General features: G+C 71.3%; 11 protein-coding genes. 4 read left to right on the top strand and 7 right to left on the bottom strand.

Annotated elements, in window-relative coordinates; translation table 11 throughout:
• A complete protein-coding gene (locus tag AB0H86_RS00970; protein ID WP_362431297.1) occupies positions 1-2,391 on the top strand; it encodes a molybdopterin cofactor-binding domain-containing protein in 2,391 nt (796 codons plus the stop codon).
• Positions 2,392-2,504: 113 nt separating this feature from the next.
• On the top strand, positions 2,505-3,656 hold the full coding sequence (locus AB0H86_RS00965; RefSeq protein WP_362431295.1) for an XdhC/CoxI family protein: 1,152 nt from the start codon (positions 2,505-2,507) through the stop codon (positions 3,654-3,656).
• Between the two features lie 72 nt (positions 3,657-3,728).
• Here the strand turns inward: AB0H86_RS00965 and AB0H86_RS00960 are convergent, their stop codons facing one another.
• The 4 genes from AB0H86_RS00960 to AB0H86_RS00945 are packed head-to-tail and all read right to left on the bottom strand — an operon-like array spanning position 3,729 to position 7,852.
• Positions 3,729-4,694 (bottom strand): hypothetical protein, encoded by a 966-nt coding sequence (locus AB0H86_RS00960; protein ID WP_362431293.1) that lies wholly within the window; start codon positions 4,692-4,694, stop codon positions 3,729-3,731.
• Positions 4,695-4,696: 2 nt separating this feature from the next.
• Positions 4,697-5,677 (bottom strand): MoxR family ATPase, encoded by a 981-nt coding sequence (locus AB0H86_RS00955; RefSeq protein WP_362431290.1) that lies wholly within the window; start codon positions 5,675-5,677, stop codon positions 4,697-4,699.
• Positions 5,674-6,951: a toll/interleukin-1 receptor domain-containing protein gene (locus AB0H86_RS00950; RefSeq protein ID WP_362431288.1), complete on the bottom strand. Its 1,278-nt coding sequence runs from the start codon at positions 6,949-6,951 to the stop codon at positions 5,674-5,676. Before AB0H86_RS00950 ends, AB0H86_RS00955 begins: the two co-directional genes overlap by 4 nt.
• A 13-nt stretch (positions 6,952-6,964) precedes the next feature.
• Positions 6,965-7,852, bottom strand: coding sequence for a DUF4231 domain-containing protein (locus AB0H86_RS00945; protein ID WP_362431285.1), 888 nt, complete (start codon positions 7,850-7,852; stop codon positions 6,965-6,967).
• 60 nt (positions 7,853-7,912) lie between these two features.
• On the opposite strand from AB0H86_RS00945, the gene AB0H86_RS00940 reads away from it, so the two are divergent.
• Positions 7,913-12,742, top strand: coding sequence for a DNA/RNA helicase domain-containing protein (locus AB0H86_RS00940; protein ID WP_362431283.1), 4,830 nt, complete (start codon positions 7,913-7,915; stop codon positions 12,740-12,742).
• Here AB0H86_RS00940 and AB0H86_RS00935 read toward each other — a convergent pair.
• On the bottom strand, positions 12,725-13,165 hold the full coding sequence (locus tag AB0H86_RS00935) for an SRPBCC family protein (protein WP_362431281.1): 441 nt from the start codon (positions 13,163-13,165) through the stop codon (positions 12,725-12,727). The two genes, AB0H86_RS00940 and AB0H86_RS00935, sit on opposite strands and share 18 nt — an antisense overlap.
• 200 nt (positions 13,166-13,365) lie before the next feature.
• On the opposite strand from AB0H86_RS00935, the gene AB0H86_RS00930 reads away from it, so the two are divergent.
• Positions 13,366-13,956, top strand: a complete 591-nt coding sequence (locus AB0H86_RS00930; RefSeq protein ID WP_362431279.1) for an HAD-IIIA family hydrolase — start codon at positions 13,366-13,368, stop codon at positions 13,954-13,956.
• A gap of 44 nt (positions 13,957-14,000) precedes the next feature.
• Here AB0H86_RS00930 and AB0H86_RS00925 read toward each other — a convergent pair whose 3' ends face one another.
• Both AB0H86_RS00925 and AB0H86_RS00920 read right to left on the bottom strand, forming a co-directional pair.
• Entirely contained in the window at positions 14,001-15,449 is a 1,449-nt protein-coding gene (locus tag AB0H86_RS00925; RefSeq protein ID WP_362431276.1) for a family 43 glycosylhydrolase, read from the bottom strand.
• Between the two features lie 22 nt (positions 15,450-15,471).
• Positions 15,472-16,974: a family 43 glycosylhydrolase gene (locus AB0H86_RS00920; protein WP_362431274.1), complete on the bottom strand. Its 1,503-nt coding sequence runs from the start codon at positions 16,972-16,974 to the stop codon at positions 15,472-15,474.
• Positions 16,975-17,132 lie beyond the last annotated feature (158 nt).

Genomic DNA, 17,132 nt, shown 5'->3' with positions numbered 1-17,132 from the left:
ATGCCCAACGGCTCCCCCCTCGGTACACCGACCAAGATCACCCAGGGATCCCCGACCAGGGGTGGCATCGGCGAGTCCACGCTCCGCCCGGACGGCGCCCTCAAGGTCACCGGCGAGTTCGCGTACTCGTCCGACATGTGGCACGAGGACATGCTGTGGGGCCAGATCCTGCGCTCCACGGTCGCCCACGCCGAGATCGTCTCCATCGACACGAGCGAGGCCGTCGCCCTGCCCGGTGTCCACGCCGTCATGACGTACGACGACCTGCCGACCGAGGTGAGGAACTACGGCCTGGAGATCCGGGACACCCCGGTCCTCGCGCACGGCAAGGTCCGCCACCACGGCGAGCCGGTCGCCATCGTCGCGGCCGACCACCCGGAGACCGCGCGCCGCGCCGCCGCCAAGATCAAGGTCGAGTACCGCGAACTCCCGGTCATCACCGACGAAGCCTCCGCCACCGCCCCGGACGCGATCCTGATCCACGAGAACCGCGACGACAGCCACGGCAAGCACGTCCCGCACCCGAACATCGTCCACCGCCAGCCGATCATCCGCGGCGACGTCCCAGCGGCTCAGGAACGCGCCGACGTCGTCGTCAGGGGCGAGTACACCTTCGGCATGCAGGACCAGGCCTTCCTCGGCCCCGAGTCGGGTCTCGCGGTGCCGGACGAGGACGGCGGCGTCCACCTCTACATCGCCACCCAGTGGCTGCACTCCGACCTGCGCCAGATCGCCCCCGTGCTCGGCCTGCCCGAGCGCAAGGTACGGATGACGCTGTCCGGCGTCGGCGGCGCGTTCGGCGGCCGCGAGGACCTGTCCATGCAGATCCACGCCTGCCTGCTGGCGCTGCGCACCGGCAAGCCCGTGAAGATCGTCTACAACCGGTTCGAGTCCTTCTTCGGGCACGTCCACCGCCACCCGGCCAAGCTGTACTACGAGCACGGCGCCACCAGGGACGGCAGGCTGACGCACATCAAGTGCCGGATCGTGCTGGACGGCGGCGCCTACGCCTCCACCTCCGCGGCCGTCGTCGGCAACGCCGCCTCGCTCTCCGTCGGCCCGTACGTCGTCGACGACGTCGACATCGAGGCCATCGGGCTCTACACCAACAACCCGCCCTGCGGCGCCATGCGCGGCTTCGGCGCGGTCCAGGCGTGCTTCGCCTACGAGGCACAGATGGACAAGGTCGCCAGGGAACTCGGCCTGGACCCGGTGGAGTTCCGGCGGCTCAACGCGATGGAGCAGGGGACCATCATGCCGACGGGCCAGCCCGTCGACTCCCCGGCCCCCGTCGCCGAACTCCTGCGCCGCGTCAAGGCGATGCCGATGCCGCCGGAGCGCCAGTGGGAGAGCAGCGAGGGCGCGGACGTACGACAGCTGCCGGGCGGTCTGTCCAACACCACGCACGGCGAAGGCGTCGTACGCGGCGTCGGCTACGCGGTCGGCATCAAGAACGTCGGCTTCTCCGAGGGCTTCGACGACTACTCGACCGCGAAGGTCCGCATGGAGGTCGTCGGCGGGGAGCCGGTCGCCACCGTGCACACCGCGATGGCCGAGGTCGGCCAGGGCGGCGTCACCGTCCACGCGCAGATCGCCCGCACCGAACTCGGCGTCGCCCAGGTGACCATCCACCCGGCGGACACACAGGTGGGCAGCGCCGGTTCGACGTCCGCGTCACGTCAGACGTACGTCACCGGAGGCGCCATCCGGAACTCCTGCGAGCTCGTCCGGGAGAAGGTCCTGGAGATCGGGCGCCGCAGGTTCGGCTCGTACCACCCCGCCTGGGCCACCGCCGAACTGCTGCTGGAGGGCGGCAAGGTGGTGACCGACGGCGGTGAGGTCCTCGCCGACCTGGTGGACGTACTGGAGGACGAGGCCGTCGAGGTCGAGGCCGAGTGGCGGCACCGCCCCACCGAGGCCTTCGACCTGCGCACCGGCCAGGGCTTCGGACACGTCCAGTACTCCTTCGCCGCCCACCGCGCGGTCGTCGAGGTCGACACCGAGCTCGGCCTGGTCAAGGTCATCGAACTGGCCTGCGCCCAGGACGTCGGCAAGGCGCTCAACCCGCTGTCCGTCATCGGCCAGATCCAGGGCGGCACCACCCAGGGCCTCGGCATGGCGGTCATGGAGGAGATCATCGTCGACCCGAAGACCGCGAAAGTGAAGAACCCCTCCTTCACGGACTACCTGATCCCCACCATCCTCGACACCCCGACCATCCCGGTCGACGTGCTCGAACTCGCCGACGACCACGCCCCGTACGGGCTCCGCGGCGTCGGCGAGGCACCGACCCTGTCGTCGACTCCGGCCGTGCTCGCGGCGATCCGCGACGCGACCGGCCTGGAGCTGAACAGGACACCGGTCCGGCCGGAACACCTCACCGGAACGTGACCCCTCCGGGGCCGAACCGGCGAGTTTCCCCGGGGACTTCGTCCCGTGCGCCGGCCGCCCTCCCGGGAACTCTCCGCACCCTGCACCCTCTGCCGCCAAGGAGACCGAGACAGATGCTGGACATCGCCGAAGAACTGCACCGGTGGGTCGAGCAGGGACGTGACTTCGCCGTGGCCACCGTGGTGGCCGTTAGCGGCAGCGCGCCCCGCCTGCCCGGCGCCGCCCTCGCGGTGGACGCCGACGGCACGGCGATCGGCTCGGTCTCCGGCGGCTGCGTGGAGGGTGCGGTCTACGACCTGTGCCAACAGGCCCTGGCGGACGGAGAGTCGGTCCTGGAGCGGTTCGGCTACAGCGACGAGGACGCCTTCGCCGTCGGCCTTACCTGCGGCGGTGTCATCGACATCTACGTCACCCCGGTGCGGGCGGGCGACCCCGTCCGCCCGGTCGTCACGGCCGCCCTCGCCACCGCCGCGGACCGACGGGCGGCGGCGCTGGCCCGGATCGTGTCCGGTCCCGCGGATCTGCTGGGCCGCGCGATGCTGGTCCGTCCCGAGGGCGGATACGACGGCGGCTTCGGCGCCCACCCCGAACTGGAACGCACGATCGCCGCGGAGGCCGGCGCCTTCCTGGACGCGGGCCGCACCGGCACCCTGCGGCTCGGCGCACAGGGCTACCGCTGCGGCACCCCGCTCACGGTGCTCGTCGAATCGTCCGTCCCCCCGCCCCGGATGATCGTCTTCGGCGCGATCGACTTCGCGTCGGCGCTGGTCAGGGCCGGCAGGTTCCTGAACTACCACGTGACGGTGTGCGACGCCCGCCCGGTGTTCGCCACCCGCGCCCGCTTCCCCGAGGCCGACGAGATCGTCGTCGAGTGGCCCCACACCTACCTGGAGCGCACAGAGGTCGACGCCCGCACGGTCCTGTGCGTCCTCACCCACGACGCCAAGTTCGACGTACCCCTGCTGAAACTGGCCCTGCGGCTCCCGGTGGCGTACGTCGGCGCGATGGGCTCCCGCCGCACCCACCTGGACCGCGACGCCCGCCTGCGCGAGGTCGGCGTGAGCGAGCTGGAGCTGACGCGGCTCCACTCCCCGATCGGACTGGACCTCGGAGCCCGTACGCCCGAGGAGACGGCCCTGTCGATCGCCGCGGAGATCGTCGCCGACCGGCGCGGCGGCAGCGGCGTCTCCCTGACCGGTGCGCACACACCGATCCATCACGAGGTGACCTCTGGACCGGCGGGGCGGATCGGGTCGGTGGCCTGAGAGGCATCGTCAGTCGGCGATCGGACCGGCGGGCCCGGGAGGTGTCGCCGGTCCGGCCGAGTGGCGCGTGGTTCAGCTGTCGTGCATACGCACCCAGCCGACCGTGGTCCTGCGGTCCCAGGGCACCAGGCGGACCCGGCCCGTGGCCCACGCCGGCCGGCGCCGCCGCGGATACGGCAGGAACACCACGGCCGCGCAGCGCGCCCGGGTGAGCCGGTCGAAGAAGCACTCCCACGCGGCACGACCGTCCCGCCGGCGGTACGCGGGACCGCCCAGCCCCAGATCGGTCAGGACCAGGACGCGGGTACCGGGCGCGGGCGACTCGTAGGGGCGCCAGGTCCAACGGCCCCCGGGGCCGGCCCCGTCGAGGGGAGAGTCCTCGAAGTGGAGGACCTGCGTGGTGTCCTGCCCGACCGTGTTGCGGATCCGGCTGACCAGGTCGTCCTGATCCCGGTGGAAGGGCTGCATCCCGATCCCGCGGTCGACCAGGACCTGCACTCCGAAGCGCAGCGTCGGGGCCGGCCGGCGCGGCAGGCTGCGCAGCGGCAGACCCCTGGCCAGCCGGTCGACGGCACGGGCGATGTCCACGTCCCCGTCGGGCTCCCGGCGGGACGCGGCGGCCTGGACGATCGCGGACGCCGACCGGGGCGCCAACAACGACTGCCGGGGCACGGGCCGCCCGGTGCGGGAGGCGGTCGCCAAGGAAGGTGTCGTCCACACCACCGGCGGCCGGGGCGCCCGCGCCACGGGGGTGAGCAGCCGCGGCCCCGCCCCGGACACGGTCGCGGAGACGGCCGGTACGGCGGCTGAGGTGCGCGGGATCTCGGGGGCGCCGTCGGCGCGGGGCCCGAGGGCCGGGGGCGGGAGCGGGGGCAGCAACTCGGCGGCCGGCTCCTCGGGCGGCACGGCCTGCTCACCCGGCGCGGGGGCGGAGACACCGAGCAGGTCGGCCACGGCCCGCAGGGTCTCCGGGTCGCTCCGGCCCACGGCGGTGACGGCCCGCGCGAGATCGCCGAACCAGATGGCGGACGACGACACGATCAGGCCTCGGGCTGCTGCGGTTTGAGAAGCGTCAGCTCCTTCAGCTGCCCCCAGCGGGGGTCCGCGGTGTTGATCCGCAGATTCCTGCAGGCGCGCAGGGCGTCGAGGAACTCGGCGGTGCTGGGCGGGCGCAGCCCTTGGTCGCGGGCCTGCTTCCGGGTCTCCACCAGGGCGTCGGCGAGTTCGGTGGCCAGCGCCCGATCGGCGTCGGCGAAGGCACCGAAGGAGGTGACGAAGTGCTCCTCGGCGATCCTCACCAGCCGTGGCCTGTCGGGCTCCTTCAGGGCGAGCACCACACAGCGGCGCAGGAAGGCCTGCGGGAGTTCGCGTTCCTCGTTCGTGGTGATGATCACGAGATGGCCGCTCCTCCCGGCGGCGGCGTCGGGCCGTGGCACGGGCTGCCGCCAGGTGACCTCCTGACCGGTCTCGAGCACGGTGAACCGGTTCGAACCGAGCGGCACGAGCAGACTGTTGGGCAGATCCGGGTCCGCCTTGTCGATCTCGTCGATCAGTACCACGGCACCGTCCGGCGACCGATCCTCGTTCACCTCGGACCAGGGATCGCCACGCACCACGCCCTCCGCCCCGCCCCCGCCGGCCGCCGAGTCGGGATCGAACGCCCACCACAACGGCCCCGGCGTCACATACAGCTCGTCCCGCAGGTCGGCGGCCCCACCGCGGACCTGCGCGTCACTGAGACGCCGCACGTGGTCGTAGGTCCACAGCAGGTCCTTGCCCTGGGTGCGGGAGGTGACCACCTGCTCGTAGTAGCGCCAGCCCTCGGTGAGGGCGATGTGCGCGGCCAGGGAGGACTTGCCCGAACCCGGCTCGCCGCGCAGCAGCAGCGGCCGGCCGGTGGCCAGGGCGACCTCGACCGCCAGCTCCACCCGAGGGTGCGTCACATAGGCGCGGCCGTCCCGGCGGTCCGGCGCGTCCCCATGAGGCACGGGGGCCGCCTGAGTGGGGTCTTCATCGGTCATGCGCTTACCTCCAGGCCGTTGAGGCGATCGGGCACAGCCTTGAGCTCCTTGGTGAGCTGATGACCGAACACCTCGTCGGCCTGGGTGAGTTCCGGTAGCACCACGAGGTCCGCCAGCTGCGACGACAGCCGCGCTCGGGCGGGGTCGCACTCGTCGGCGAGCAGCACGATCAGCAGCCACGGGAACAGGTCGTGCAGCCGGGCGACGACCCGCTCGACCAACCGGGGCCGCAGCCCGTGGACATCGAGTACCAGGCAGTGCAGATAGTCCTCGCGCGGCCGGAACGTCCGGGGGTCCTGCCAGTCAGGGGAGCAGAGCACCTGGCGTACGGCCTCCACGCCCTGCTCGACGAGGTCGTCGACCGTGTCCTCGCCCTGCGGGATGCCGCCCGCGGCCTGGAAGCTGTAGTACATGAGCTGCCGGCACATCGCACGGTCCACGTACTGGCCCGCTGTGGCCGGGTCCCGGGCGTTCAGGGCCACCAGGTGCTTGGAGGCCAGCCCGTTCGGCGGCAGCAGGCGTCGGGCGGCGTCGGCGTCGATCCATGTGGGCGTGAGCAGGGTGATGAGCTCCCTTAGTCGGTCCCCGCCCATGCTGCGCGCGATCTCGTACACGCCCTTCCTGAGCCCCGCGGCCGTCGCCGTGGCGAGCATGTGGTGCGCGAGGAACTCGCCGGCCCCCGCGTACACGTCCAGGTGGTGGAGGTCGGCGTCCTCGATACCGAGCGCGCGGCCCGTGGCCATCAGCGCCTTCGGATCGTCGACGGTGTCCAGCCGGGTCGCCACGTCCTGGATCCAGCGCCGCATGTGATCGGTGTCGTGCCGTACGTCCGGCAACCCGGCGAACTCCTTGAGGACTTCGCCGGCCAGCCGCCCCGGGTACATCCTGTCGCCCGTCTCGTACGGCAGCCGCACGGACTGCAGGGGCAACAACTCGGAGAAGCCCTTCTCCTTCAGCTGATCCGTCGTCACATCGCCGACGATCACCGGCAGGACACGCAGGGACGGGCACAGGGACCGCCGCCACATCAGGATGTTGACCTCGCGCAGCACCCACGACGAGTCGAGCGCGGCCCGGTTCAGCAGGACGACGGCGACATCGCACTCGGCGATCCACCGCATCAGCTGCAGACACCACTCGCGCCCGCCCCGTAACGCGTACGTGTCGACCTTGACCCGGTAGTTCCTGCGCTTGAGCTCGCCGACGACCCGCTTGCGGACCTTTCCGGCCAACGGGTCGCGCCGGGAGCTGTGACTGATGAACACGTCGATCATGCGGTCGGGGCTCCTACGCCGTCGTCCATTTGACCATCCAGGCGTCGTTCTGCACCGAGATGATGTCCTCGCAACGGGCGACGAACGCGTCCTCCTGGGCGTCGGTGAGCGACGAGGAATCCCCACGGCCGTCCAGCAGGGCTTTCAACTGCTGGGCGGTGCGCGCGTATTCGAGTTGCTGATAGCCGAACCTCGACCCCGCCGCGTGCGCGGTCACCGCCGTGCCGATCGTCGCGGCGACCGCCACCCACACCCCGGCCTGCTCGATCTCGAACACACCCGCGACCGCCGCGAGGAGCGCCCCGCACAGACCGAACGCCGTCTCCAGCCGGCGGACCTTGGCGAGGTTGCCCTGCATCTGCAGCGCCTGAGGCTCGTAGTACTCGGCGACCTGCTGCCCCGCCCGCAGCGCGGCATAGCTGTCCACGTCCCGCACGTCCGGCAGCGGGAGGTCGGACGCGGTGAGCCCGGTGGTGTGCGGGAGCAGATCCGCCGCGTCGAGCTCCAACTCGGCGAACCGAGCCCGCAGTACGTCGTCCTTGTCCGCGCCGCGGTAGGGGGCGACGCCCGCCAGATAGCGGTACGACTCCGATTTCAGCGCCTCCGTCATCGCCCGCAGCCGGATCCACTCCGACATCGGCCCCGGACCGGACCGCTGCGCCACCAGCGGCGTCACGGCACCGGCCAGTGCCGCGACGAAGGCGAAGGCCCGGCCGAGCGGGGGAAGGGCCTCCAGTGTCTGGGATGCGGCCGTACCGCAGGCGGCGGCAAGGATGCCCAGCCCCAGGGTCAGGAGCCGGGCATGACCGACGGTCCTCTTCTGCTTCGCCGTTGCCTGCGACCAGATGGTCCGCCGCTGCCAGACTGTGCGTATCAGCGTGTTCCCCCCGAGCGTCTCCATGCCGGAGATTCTGGCGGACATTCGTGGTCGCAGGCAAAGGACTCGGACATACTCGGTGGGATGGAGCGGAATGTGGCGGGGGGCCCGGGGGACCGGGAGGTCTTCGAGGCCGTACTGCCCGTGCTGCGGGAGCTGTTCGAGGGCAGGGTCTCGCGGGGGTGGGCGGAGGCGGAGTCCACCGTGCGCCAACTCGTCGATCGGGTCGCGCAGTTCAGCCAGGAGCGTCCGGCCGAGGATCAGTTGGAGATGGTGTACGACGCGGTCCGGTACCTGAGCAGGTGGACGGCGTCCGATCTGCTGGGCTGGGAGCTGGAGTACGTCGTCCTGGCTCGTCGGCTGTTGGACGACGTACTGGGGACGGCGCGGGCAGGGCGGGTAGAGGGGGAGACACGCCGGCTGCTGGAGGACGTCTGCCGGCATGCGATGGGGTTCGTCAAGGGGGAGTGGGCGCCGGACGCGGAGTTCGAGGCGGAGTACGCGCGGTACCTCGGATCGAGGGTCACATCGGAACTGACAGCGAGCCTTGCCCGCCGTCTCGCAGAGGCAGTCGAGGAGAGTCCGAGGCTGCTCCTGCGCGGTTCCACGGGATCCGGTAAGACGACCGCGCTGCACTGGCTCGCGGCCCGGGCCGCGCGGGACGAATCCGGGTACGTGCCGTTCTGGCTGCCGGTGCGTGCCCTGACCCGGGGGGAACGCCTCCCGCATCCGGCGGAGTTCCTCCCCGCGGAGGGCTGCCCGCTCACCGCCCCCGAGGGGTGGGAGCACCGGGTGCTCACCGAAGGGCGCGGACTCCTTCTGATCGACGGCGTGGACGAGGTCCAGGAGCGCCAACGGGGTCGAGTGCGCCAGTGGATCGAGAGCCTGTGTGCCCTCTACCCCGGCAATCGGTGGATCGTCACATGCCGACCCTCGGCCGTCCGCGCGGACTGGCTGGCCGACCTCGGTTTCGCCGAGATGACCATCGCTCCGATGACGGACGCCGACGTCGAGGCCTTCGTACGACGGTGGTACGAGGCCCAGCGCACGGCAGGTGTGGATCCGGCAGGAGCGGACGCGCTGCTGAGTCTGCTGAGGGAGCGGCCCGGCCTTGCCGAAGTGGCCCGCAATCCGTGGCTGTGCACCGTCCTCTGCGCCACTCATGCGGACCGCGGACAAGGACTGCCTCGCACCCGCGCGGAGTCGTCCTCGGCCCTTCTCGAATTCGTGATCAGACGGGAAAGGGAGCGGTCCCTCACTACCTCGGCGTCGGACGTCCTCACGGGCGACGTGCAGCTCAACCTCCTGGGCGCCCTCGCCTACTGGATGCTGCGCAACGGACAGAGCGAGATGTCGGAGCAGCAGGCCCGCCATGTGATCGCGAACAACGGCCGAAGCCTCGCCCTGGCCCTCCGACCGGAGGAGATCCTCACGCACCTCCTCGACCGTTCCGGCGTCCTGCGCTCCCCGGCCGAGGGCGTCGTCGACTTCCCGCACCGGTCTCTCCAGGACTTCCTGGCGGCCAGAACCATCGTGGACAACGGCGACTTCGGCCTGCTGGCCAAGCACGCCGAGTACGACCAATGGTGGGAGGTCTTCCTCTGTGCCGCCGGTTTGGCCCGCCCTCTGGAGCTCGCCTCGCTGCTGGAGCGTCTCGTCGAGCGGGGCGACGCACAACGGAAGCGCGACCGGGCACTCCACATCCACCTGCTGGCCGCGGCCTGCCTGGACGAGGCGAGGCAGGCCTCCGTCATCCCCCCGCGCGTCGTCCAGGCCGTCAAGGACCGGATCACCGGCCACCTTCCCCCTCGTACGCCCGACGAGGAGGCGGCCTTCGCGAGCATCGGGACCGCCCTTCTCGCACTGCTCCCGGATCCGGTCGAGGTCCCCCAGAATCAGAGCGGCGCCGTGCTGCGCCTGCTCGGCCGGATCCCCGGCCCCGAGGCGGAGGCCGCCGCCCGCCGATTCGCCCCGCCCTCCCCACCGTCCCCGCCGTCCGAGGTCGTCGCCCGCTCGGCGGAGGCCCTGCGCGCCCTCCCCGAACCGGCCTCCGGTGCCCGCGAGTTGGCCGTGGCGCTGAGTATCGCGACCCGTATCGAACCGGAGTTGATCCGGGCCGTTCGGCTGCGGGTCTTCCCGTTGCTGGACGCGGGAGACGAGGCGGACCTCTGGTTCAGTCCATGGACGGCGGCGCAGACCGCGCAGGCGATGGCGCTGCGCACGGAACTGCTCCCCGCGCTGCGGGCCGAGCTCGCGCAACGGCTGGCGGCCGGGGCGCCGGACGACCCGATCCGCGAGGTGGGTGCCCTGGTGGAGCGCCTCCACGAGAACATCTCGCCCGCTCTCCGGATCGAGGAACGCCTCAACTGGCTCGCGGTGACGGGCGGATTGACCGCCGAGAGCGCTTCGACGACGGTGGACGCGCATCTGGCGCCGGCGCTGCGGGCGCTCGTCGAGGAGGGCCGCGAGGGCGTCGCCGACTGGCTGGCCGGTGCCTGGCCCAGGCTGCCGGAGGCCGTGCGGGCGAGCACCAGCGCCTGGCAGTTGGTCACGGCCGCCGTGCACCAGGTCTCCGACACGGGCCTGGAGCAGCGGCCCGCGCCTGACGGAGTGACGGCCGACGACGTGGCGGTCATCGTCGGCGCCGTAGGGGACGCGGTGCTGACGGTCTCCGGGTCCGGCGGCCTGCTGACGCTGGGAGCCGGGCCGGGGGCCGCGACGGACGTGGCGATCCTCGTACCGGACACGCATCCCCGGGTGGTCGAGGTGCTGGTGGACGAGACGGACGGGGGCGGGGTGCCGGTGCCGCGCACGGTGACCGTCCCTCCGGGGGAGTCGCGGACGGTGGCGGTGGGGGCGGGGAAGGTGCGGCTGCGTACACCGCGGGGGGATGTCTACGAGCTGGGACCGGTGGCCGGGGGTGGGGAGGCGTCGCGGGAGACGGCGGTGCCCGCGCCGGAGGAACCGGGTAGGCGCCGGGAGCCGTACTCCCGGCGGGGTGTGGTGTTCCGTGGCTCCGCCGGGCTGCTGGCGGCGACGGTGCCGGAGGTGGCGTACGACGTGTGGCGGGCGGAGAACCTGAGCCTGCCGTCATGGATCGGGCCGGCGACCGGACGACTCCGCGAACTGCGCGCGGACTGCGCGGCGTTGGCGGAGGTGCTGATCGAAGCGGGCCTTGAGGACGTCGAGGTGGTCCTGGGCCGGCTCGGGGGGCCGGGGGACGAACCCACGGACGTCACGTTGGCCGGCCGGTACCCGGGCAGGGACCAGTTCTCCTACGTCGTCCTGGAGTTGCGGCGATGGCGTTCACTGCGTGTGGATCCCGACGAGCCGCGTCTGTGCTACCAGGGCGGGGGACGCCCGGGGGTCCACCCCGTCGAGCGGGTGCGGGCGCGCCTGGCCCACCTCGACGACATGCTCTGGCCACGGAGCAGCGGTCCCGTGCGGGCCAACGGGGCGGCTTGGTTGTACGAGGCGAGCAGCGCCGCCGTTGACGAGACCTGGCCGCTGTCGGACGCGCGCACGGTGCCGCTCTTCCAGGGGGACAGGCGGGCGGAGTTCATTGCCCACCTGCGGTCCCGCCTGGCGGACCGGTCCGGAACGGCGGCGGCGGACCTGCTGCTCTCCGCGCCTCGCCCCAGGCTCAGGACTGTGCTTGACGCTGCCGCCGTGGCCGACGACAGCCTCCCCTACTTTCCGACGGGTGGGCAGACGATCGCCGTGGGGCAGGCGGTGGCGGCGGTGCGCAGGCGGGAGCGGCGCGTCGTGGTGGTGACGGGAGCGGCGGGCACGGGCAAGTCGGCTCTGGCGTTGGAGCTGCTCTCCGAGCTGCGGCACGGCTGGGGGCCTCGCGCCTACTACGTGTCGGGACCGCGAGCCTGGAGGGAGAGCCTGCGGATGGTCCTGGGGGACGACGGACAGGGGGCCAGTCGATTTGTCGTACCCTCCGACTACCTCGCGGCCGGGCCGACAACCGGATCCCCGCAGGGTGAGCGGCCCTTGCTGTTGGTCTTCGACGATGGGCAGGGCCTGCGCTCCACGTCGGACACCCGGTTCACCCCGAAAACAAGCCGGTCCGATCGGTCGCAGATCCACGAACTCCTCGACGCCGCCGACGTGTCCGTGTTCCTCCTCGACGAGGACAGCGCGCTACGGCCCACCGAAGTGGGGACCGCCGACCTCATCACCCGGGCCGCCGAATCGCGAGGCCTTCCCGTGGTCCACGTCGAACTGCGCGACCCCATCCGCTTCGGCGGCAGTGTCGCCTACCCGCGCTGGGTCTCCGCCCTTCTCGAAGGAGGGTCTGGGCACGCCGTCCCCTGGGTCCCCGACGACAGCCACACCGTACTGACGGCGGACAGCCCCCAGGAGATGGAGGCGTTCTTGAAGGACTGCCGCGAGGAGGGCTCGTCTGCCCGGATGACGGCCGGACTCTGCTGGCCCGTGCCCTCGTCCCGGACTCAAGGGGAACAGCCGGAGCCGAACCCGGAAGCGGTCGTCCGCGTGGGCGACTGGCGACGCCCCTGGCAGTCCCACTCCGTCGACGTGGGACTGTGGGGCGTGCAACTTTCGGCCACCGAGCGGGTGGGCTCCGCCCATGTGGCCCAAGGCCACCAGTTCGACTGGTCCGGAGTGATCCTCGGCCCCGATCTCGTGTGCCGCGACGGACGCTGGGTCACCGACCGGGAGGCGAACGTCGATCCGGGGATCCGGCAGAGGTCGGTCCCGGAGTCGGACGCCGACCGTCTGATCAGAAACGCCTACCGCGTCCTTCTCACCCGCGCCACCACCGGAGTCGCACTCTTCTCCACCGACCCGAAGACCCAGGAGGAACTGCGGCGCATGGTACCGGGGAGGCTCTCCGACCACCGGTCACGGACCTGGTCACGGACCTGGTCACGGCCGTCTGAGTAGGCGGTTCGCCGCCCTGCCGAACACGTAGCGGGCGACGGAGCCCAGGAGCGGGTCGGCGAAGGCCGGCAGCGGACGCACCCGCAACTCCTCGCGCCACAGCACCCGCGTACGCCCGCCAGGGCCGGGGAGTACCTCGATCTCGGCCCAGCCGCGGACGAGCCGGCCCCGTTTCTCCAGGCGGCACAGGCCCGGCAGGGTCTCGGTGGGCGGGCGCCACAGGGTGACCTCCATCCGGTCGTCGAAGGCGAGCGGACCGATTCCCGAACGGGCCACGAAGACCGTGCCCACACGCGTCGGCGGGGGCGTGACCACGATGACGCGGGTCAGCGGGACCACCATGGCGTGGCGGGGCCACTGAGTGAGGCGGCGCCATGTCTCGTCGAGGGGAAGGGGTGCCGTGCGTTCGAGCTGGAAGGTGACCACAGGACGATCGTAGGGAATCCGGCCTGCTCAGCGGCGTGTTCGTATACGTCTCACACGGTTGGCCCAGTCGGGCATGCGCGCGGGGGCGTACTCCGGGCGAACGCGCCGCTCGTCGTGGGCCGACGCCGGGCCGACGCATACGCGACCGCTGAGGGGTTACTCGGGTCGACGCCAGTGATCGCGAGCGAGGAGGTGGCGTCGTGAGCCGCGTCAGGGCTGTGCTGTTCGAACGGGACGGGACTCTCGTCGAGGACGTCCCGCACAATTCCGACCCCGACCGGGTCCGTCCCGTCGCCGGAGCCCGCGAGGCGGTCGGTCTGCTGCGTCTGCACGGCATCAGCACCGGGTTCCTCACCGAGCAGCCCGGTGTGGCGCGCGGTCTGCTCACCGCCGCCGACGTACGCCGGGTCGACCGGCGGGTCGACGACGTCCTCGGCCCGTTCGACGTGTGGGGCGTGTGCCCGCACGCTCCGGACGACGGCTGTCACTGCCGTGCACCTGAACCGGGACTGCTCCTGTGGGCGGTCGGGCGGGTGTGCACGGCCCCGTCGGACTGTGTCGTCGTCGGCGACCGCGGCGCGCATGTCGAGGCCGCACGGCGGGCGGGCGGCCACGGCATCCTCGTCCCCTCCGACCGGACCCTGCCGGAGGAGACGGCACGCGCCGACCATGTGGCGCCGGACGTCCTGACCGCCGTACGCGCGATCCTCACCGGCCCGCCGCGGGGCCGGGTGCTGGCCGACGAGCGGCCCATCGAGGCCGCGTACGACACCGGAGAGGGGCCGGGGTGACCCCCCCCTCCGGCGCCGGTGCCGGTGCCGGTCTCACTGACCTGTCACTCGCCGTAGAACGTGGCGTCCGCCCGGTCGGTGGCCGTGCTCAACGTCTGTACGTACAGCAGGTAGTTGTAGTGGCGGACATAGCGCCCGGCGGAGGCGTACGACTCGTAGGAGACCCCGGCCGAGTCCGACAGTCCCGCGCGCTTGTAGAAGGTGGCGTCGGAGGCGAACTGCGCCGAGCCGTCGTTCTTCACCAGCCGGACCTCGACGTTGTCACCGCGCAGGTAGTAGCCGGGGAAGTTGGCCGACTCCAGTGACACGGTGCCGCTGCCGGCCAGGCCGGTGACGACCCGGAACTGGGAGTCGGCGAGCGGGGAGACGCCGGTGTCGATCCGGGCCCGGTAGTCGTAGTGGCGGACGAAACGGTCCGGGAAGTTGTACGACGAGAACCGCTGCGGAGTCACCCCGTCGGCCACCGGGACACCGAAGTCCGGGGTGCCGTCGGCCTTCCAGTACAGCTTCTGGACCCGGGTGCGGCGGTTCGGGTCGTTCAGTGGATCGCCGCTGATGTCCTTGTAGTTGCGGTCGTGGTAGACGAGCACGTCGCTCTTGCCGTCCTCGGACACGGTGAACGAGTTGTGGCCCGGGCCGTACTGGCCGGTGGACGCGTTGCTGGTGAAGACGGGCGTCGAACTCTTCGTCCACGAAGCCGCGTTGAGCAGGTCCGCGCTCGCGGAGGCGGACAGCAGACCGAGGCAGTAGTTGCTGTCGGTGGCGCTCGCCGAGTACGACAGGAACACCTTGCCGCCGTGCTGGATCACCGCCGGCCCCTCGTTGACCTTGTAGCCGACCGTCTCCCACGCGTAGGTGGGGCGGGACAGCCGGACCGGAGTGCCGGTGATGGTCCAGGGGTTGGACATCTTCGCCAGGTAGATGTCGGTGTTGTTGTCCACCGACGGGTCGCGCTGCGCCCAGGCCAGATAGCGCACGCCGTTCACCACGAAGGTCGTCGCGTCCAGGGAGAAGCTCTCCCACTGGGTCCTGATCTGGCCCTTCTCCGTCCAGGTGGCGGTCAACGGGTTGGCGCCGCTGCCCTCCAGGACGTACATCCGGATCGCCCACACGTCACTGGTGGACCCGGCGGCGAAGTACACGTACCACTTGCCGTCGATGAAGTGGATCTCCGGCGCCCAGATGTGCGCGCCCATCACACCGCCGGCGTGCTTGGTCCAGATCGTCGTCTCCGGCGCCGTCGACAGACCCTGGATGGTGGTCGCCCGGCGCAGCACGATGCGGTCGTACTCGGGCACGGTCGCGGTGAAGTAGTAGTAGCCGTCGGTGTGTTTGAAGATGTGCGGGTCGGCCCGCTTCTCCGCGATCGGGTTGGTGTACGTCACGGCGGGGGAGGCGGGGGCGGCGGCCCGCGCGGCGGGCCCCGGGCCGACCAGGCAGGCCGCGAGCGCGACCAGCCCGGCCAGGAGCAGACGAACGGCGTTGCGTCTCAAGGGAGTTCTCCGGAAGAGGAAGTCACGTGGTGGGGACGAGGCGCCACTGCTGGCAGGTGTTGTTGAGCCACGACCACTGGCGTACGTCGGCGCCGTTCGCGGTACCGCAGTCGGCGACGTCGGCGACCTTGCCGCTGTTCTCGTTGACGATCCGTACGTAGTCGCCGGTCGCCGTGTACACCAGCCGGTAGCGCTGGCACTTGTTGTTGAGCCACGACCACTGGCGCAGGTCGGCGCCGTCGGCGGTGGAGCAGTCGGCCGCGTCCAGTACGCCGCCGGTGGCCACGTTGACCAGGCGGGAGGTGTCGTCGCCCTGGTCCTCGACCTTCCACTTCTGGTTGGCGCCGCCGGTGCAGCTCCACTGGAAGACGTTGGTGCCGTTGGCGGTGGAGCCGCCCTCGACGTCCAGGCACTTGCCGCTGTTGCGGTTGACCAGCGTGTACGCGGCCGGGGTGGCCGCCGTCTCGCCGGACGGGCCGGGCAGGGTGCTGCCGAGGGTGACGGGGGTGCCGAAGTTCGGGGTGCCGTCGGCGTTCCAGGTGAACTTCTGCGCCCGGGTGGTGCGGCCGTTGCCGCAGCCGCCGCTCGACGAGGAGTTGGCGTGGTAGACGATCCAGTTCTCGGTGCCGTCCGGTGAGCTGAAGAACCCGTTGTGGCCGGGTCCGTAGACGCCGCCCGAGTCACTGCGCTGGAACACCGGGGTCTGCTTCTTCGTCCACGACGCCGGGTTCAGAGGGTCGGAGCCGGTCAACTCCAGCTGGCCGAGCTTGTAGTCGGCCGTCTGGCACGAACTCGCGGAGTACGTCAGGAAGGTGCGGCCGTCGTGGTAGAGCGGCTCGGGGCCCTCGTTGACGGGGGAGCCCACCCGTTCCCAGCTCAGAGTCGGACTGGAGATGACGGTGAAGGTGCTGCTCGCCAGGGTGTACGGATTGCTCATCGGGGCGATGACCAGGCTCTGGGTACTGCCGTTCACGAATCCGCTGCCGACGAGATAGAGCTTGCCGCCGGTCCGGAGCACGCTCGCGTCGATCAGCCAGCCGCCGGGCGTCAGGTTGGACCCGGTCAGTGAGCCCTTGTAGGTGTACGGGCCCATCGGGTCGGTGCCGGCGCTCTCCAGGACGTGGGTGCGCTGGGAGTCGCAGCAGGCCACACCGCTCTGCCCGGCCGAGTAGTACAGGTACCAGTGGCCGTTGACGAGGTGGATCTCCGGCGCCCAGATGTTGGTGTTGCGGGTCGACGTGGTGTCCGACCACACCTGCACGGTCGGCGCGGTGGCCAGGCCCGCCAGCGTCGGCGACTTCCGCATGCCGAGCACACCGGTGAACGTCGTGGTGACCAGGTAGTAGTTGCCGTCGTAATACTCGAGCCAGGGGTCGGCGCCCTTCGACGACTTGAGCGGGTTGGTGTACGGACGGCCGTCGGCGGCGACGGCCGGCTGGGTCGTCGCCGACACCAGGGCGACGAGCACGGCGAGGACGCACAGGAGCAGGGATCTGCGGCGCGTTGTGGGGGGTTGCGGTGACATGCGGGGCATAGGGAACCATCCCTGTCCGTAATTTCGAACGCGGTTCGTAAATTCGATCAGAAGATAGGTGGGGGCCATGTCCGCGTCAACGGTTTGGTCACACGCGCTTCCCCTGCGGAAGACATATGGCGGCAACACGCGCTTCGCCCACGTGAGAT

The organism is Streptomyces sp. NPDC050997 (genome assembly GCF_040660135.1).
Classification (GTDB): Bacteria; Actinomycetota; Actinomycetes; order Streptomycetales; family Streptomycetaceae; genus Streptomyces.
Note: the sequence above shows the minus strand (reverse complement) of the source record. Positions and strands in the feature narration are given on the sequence as shown.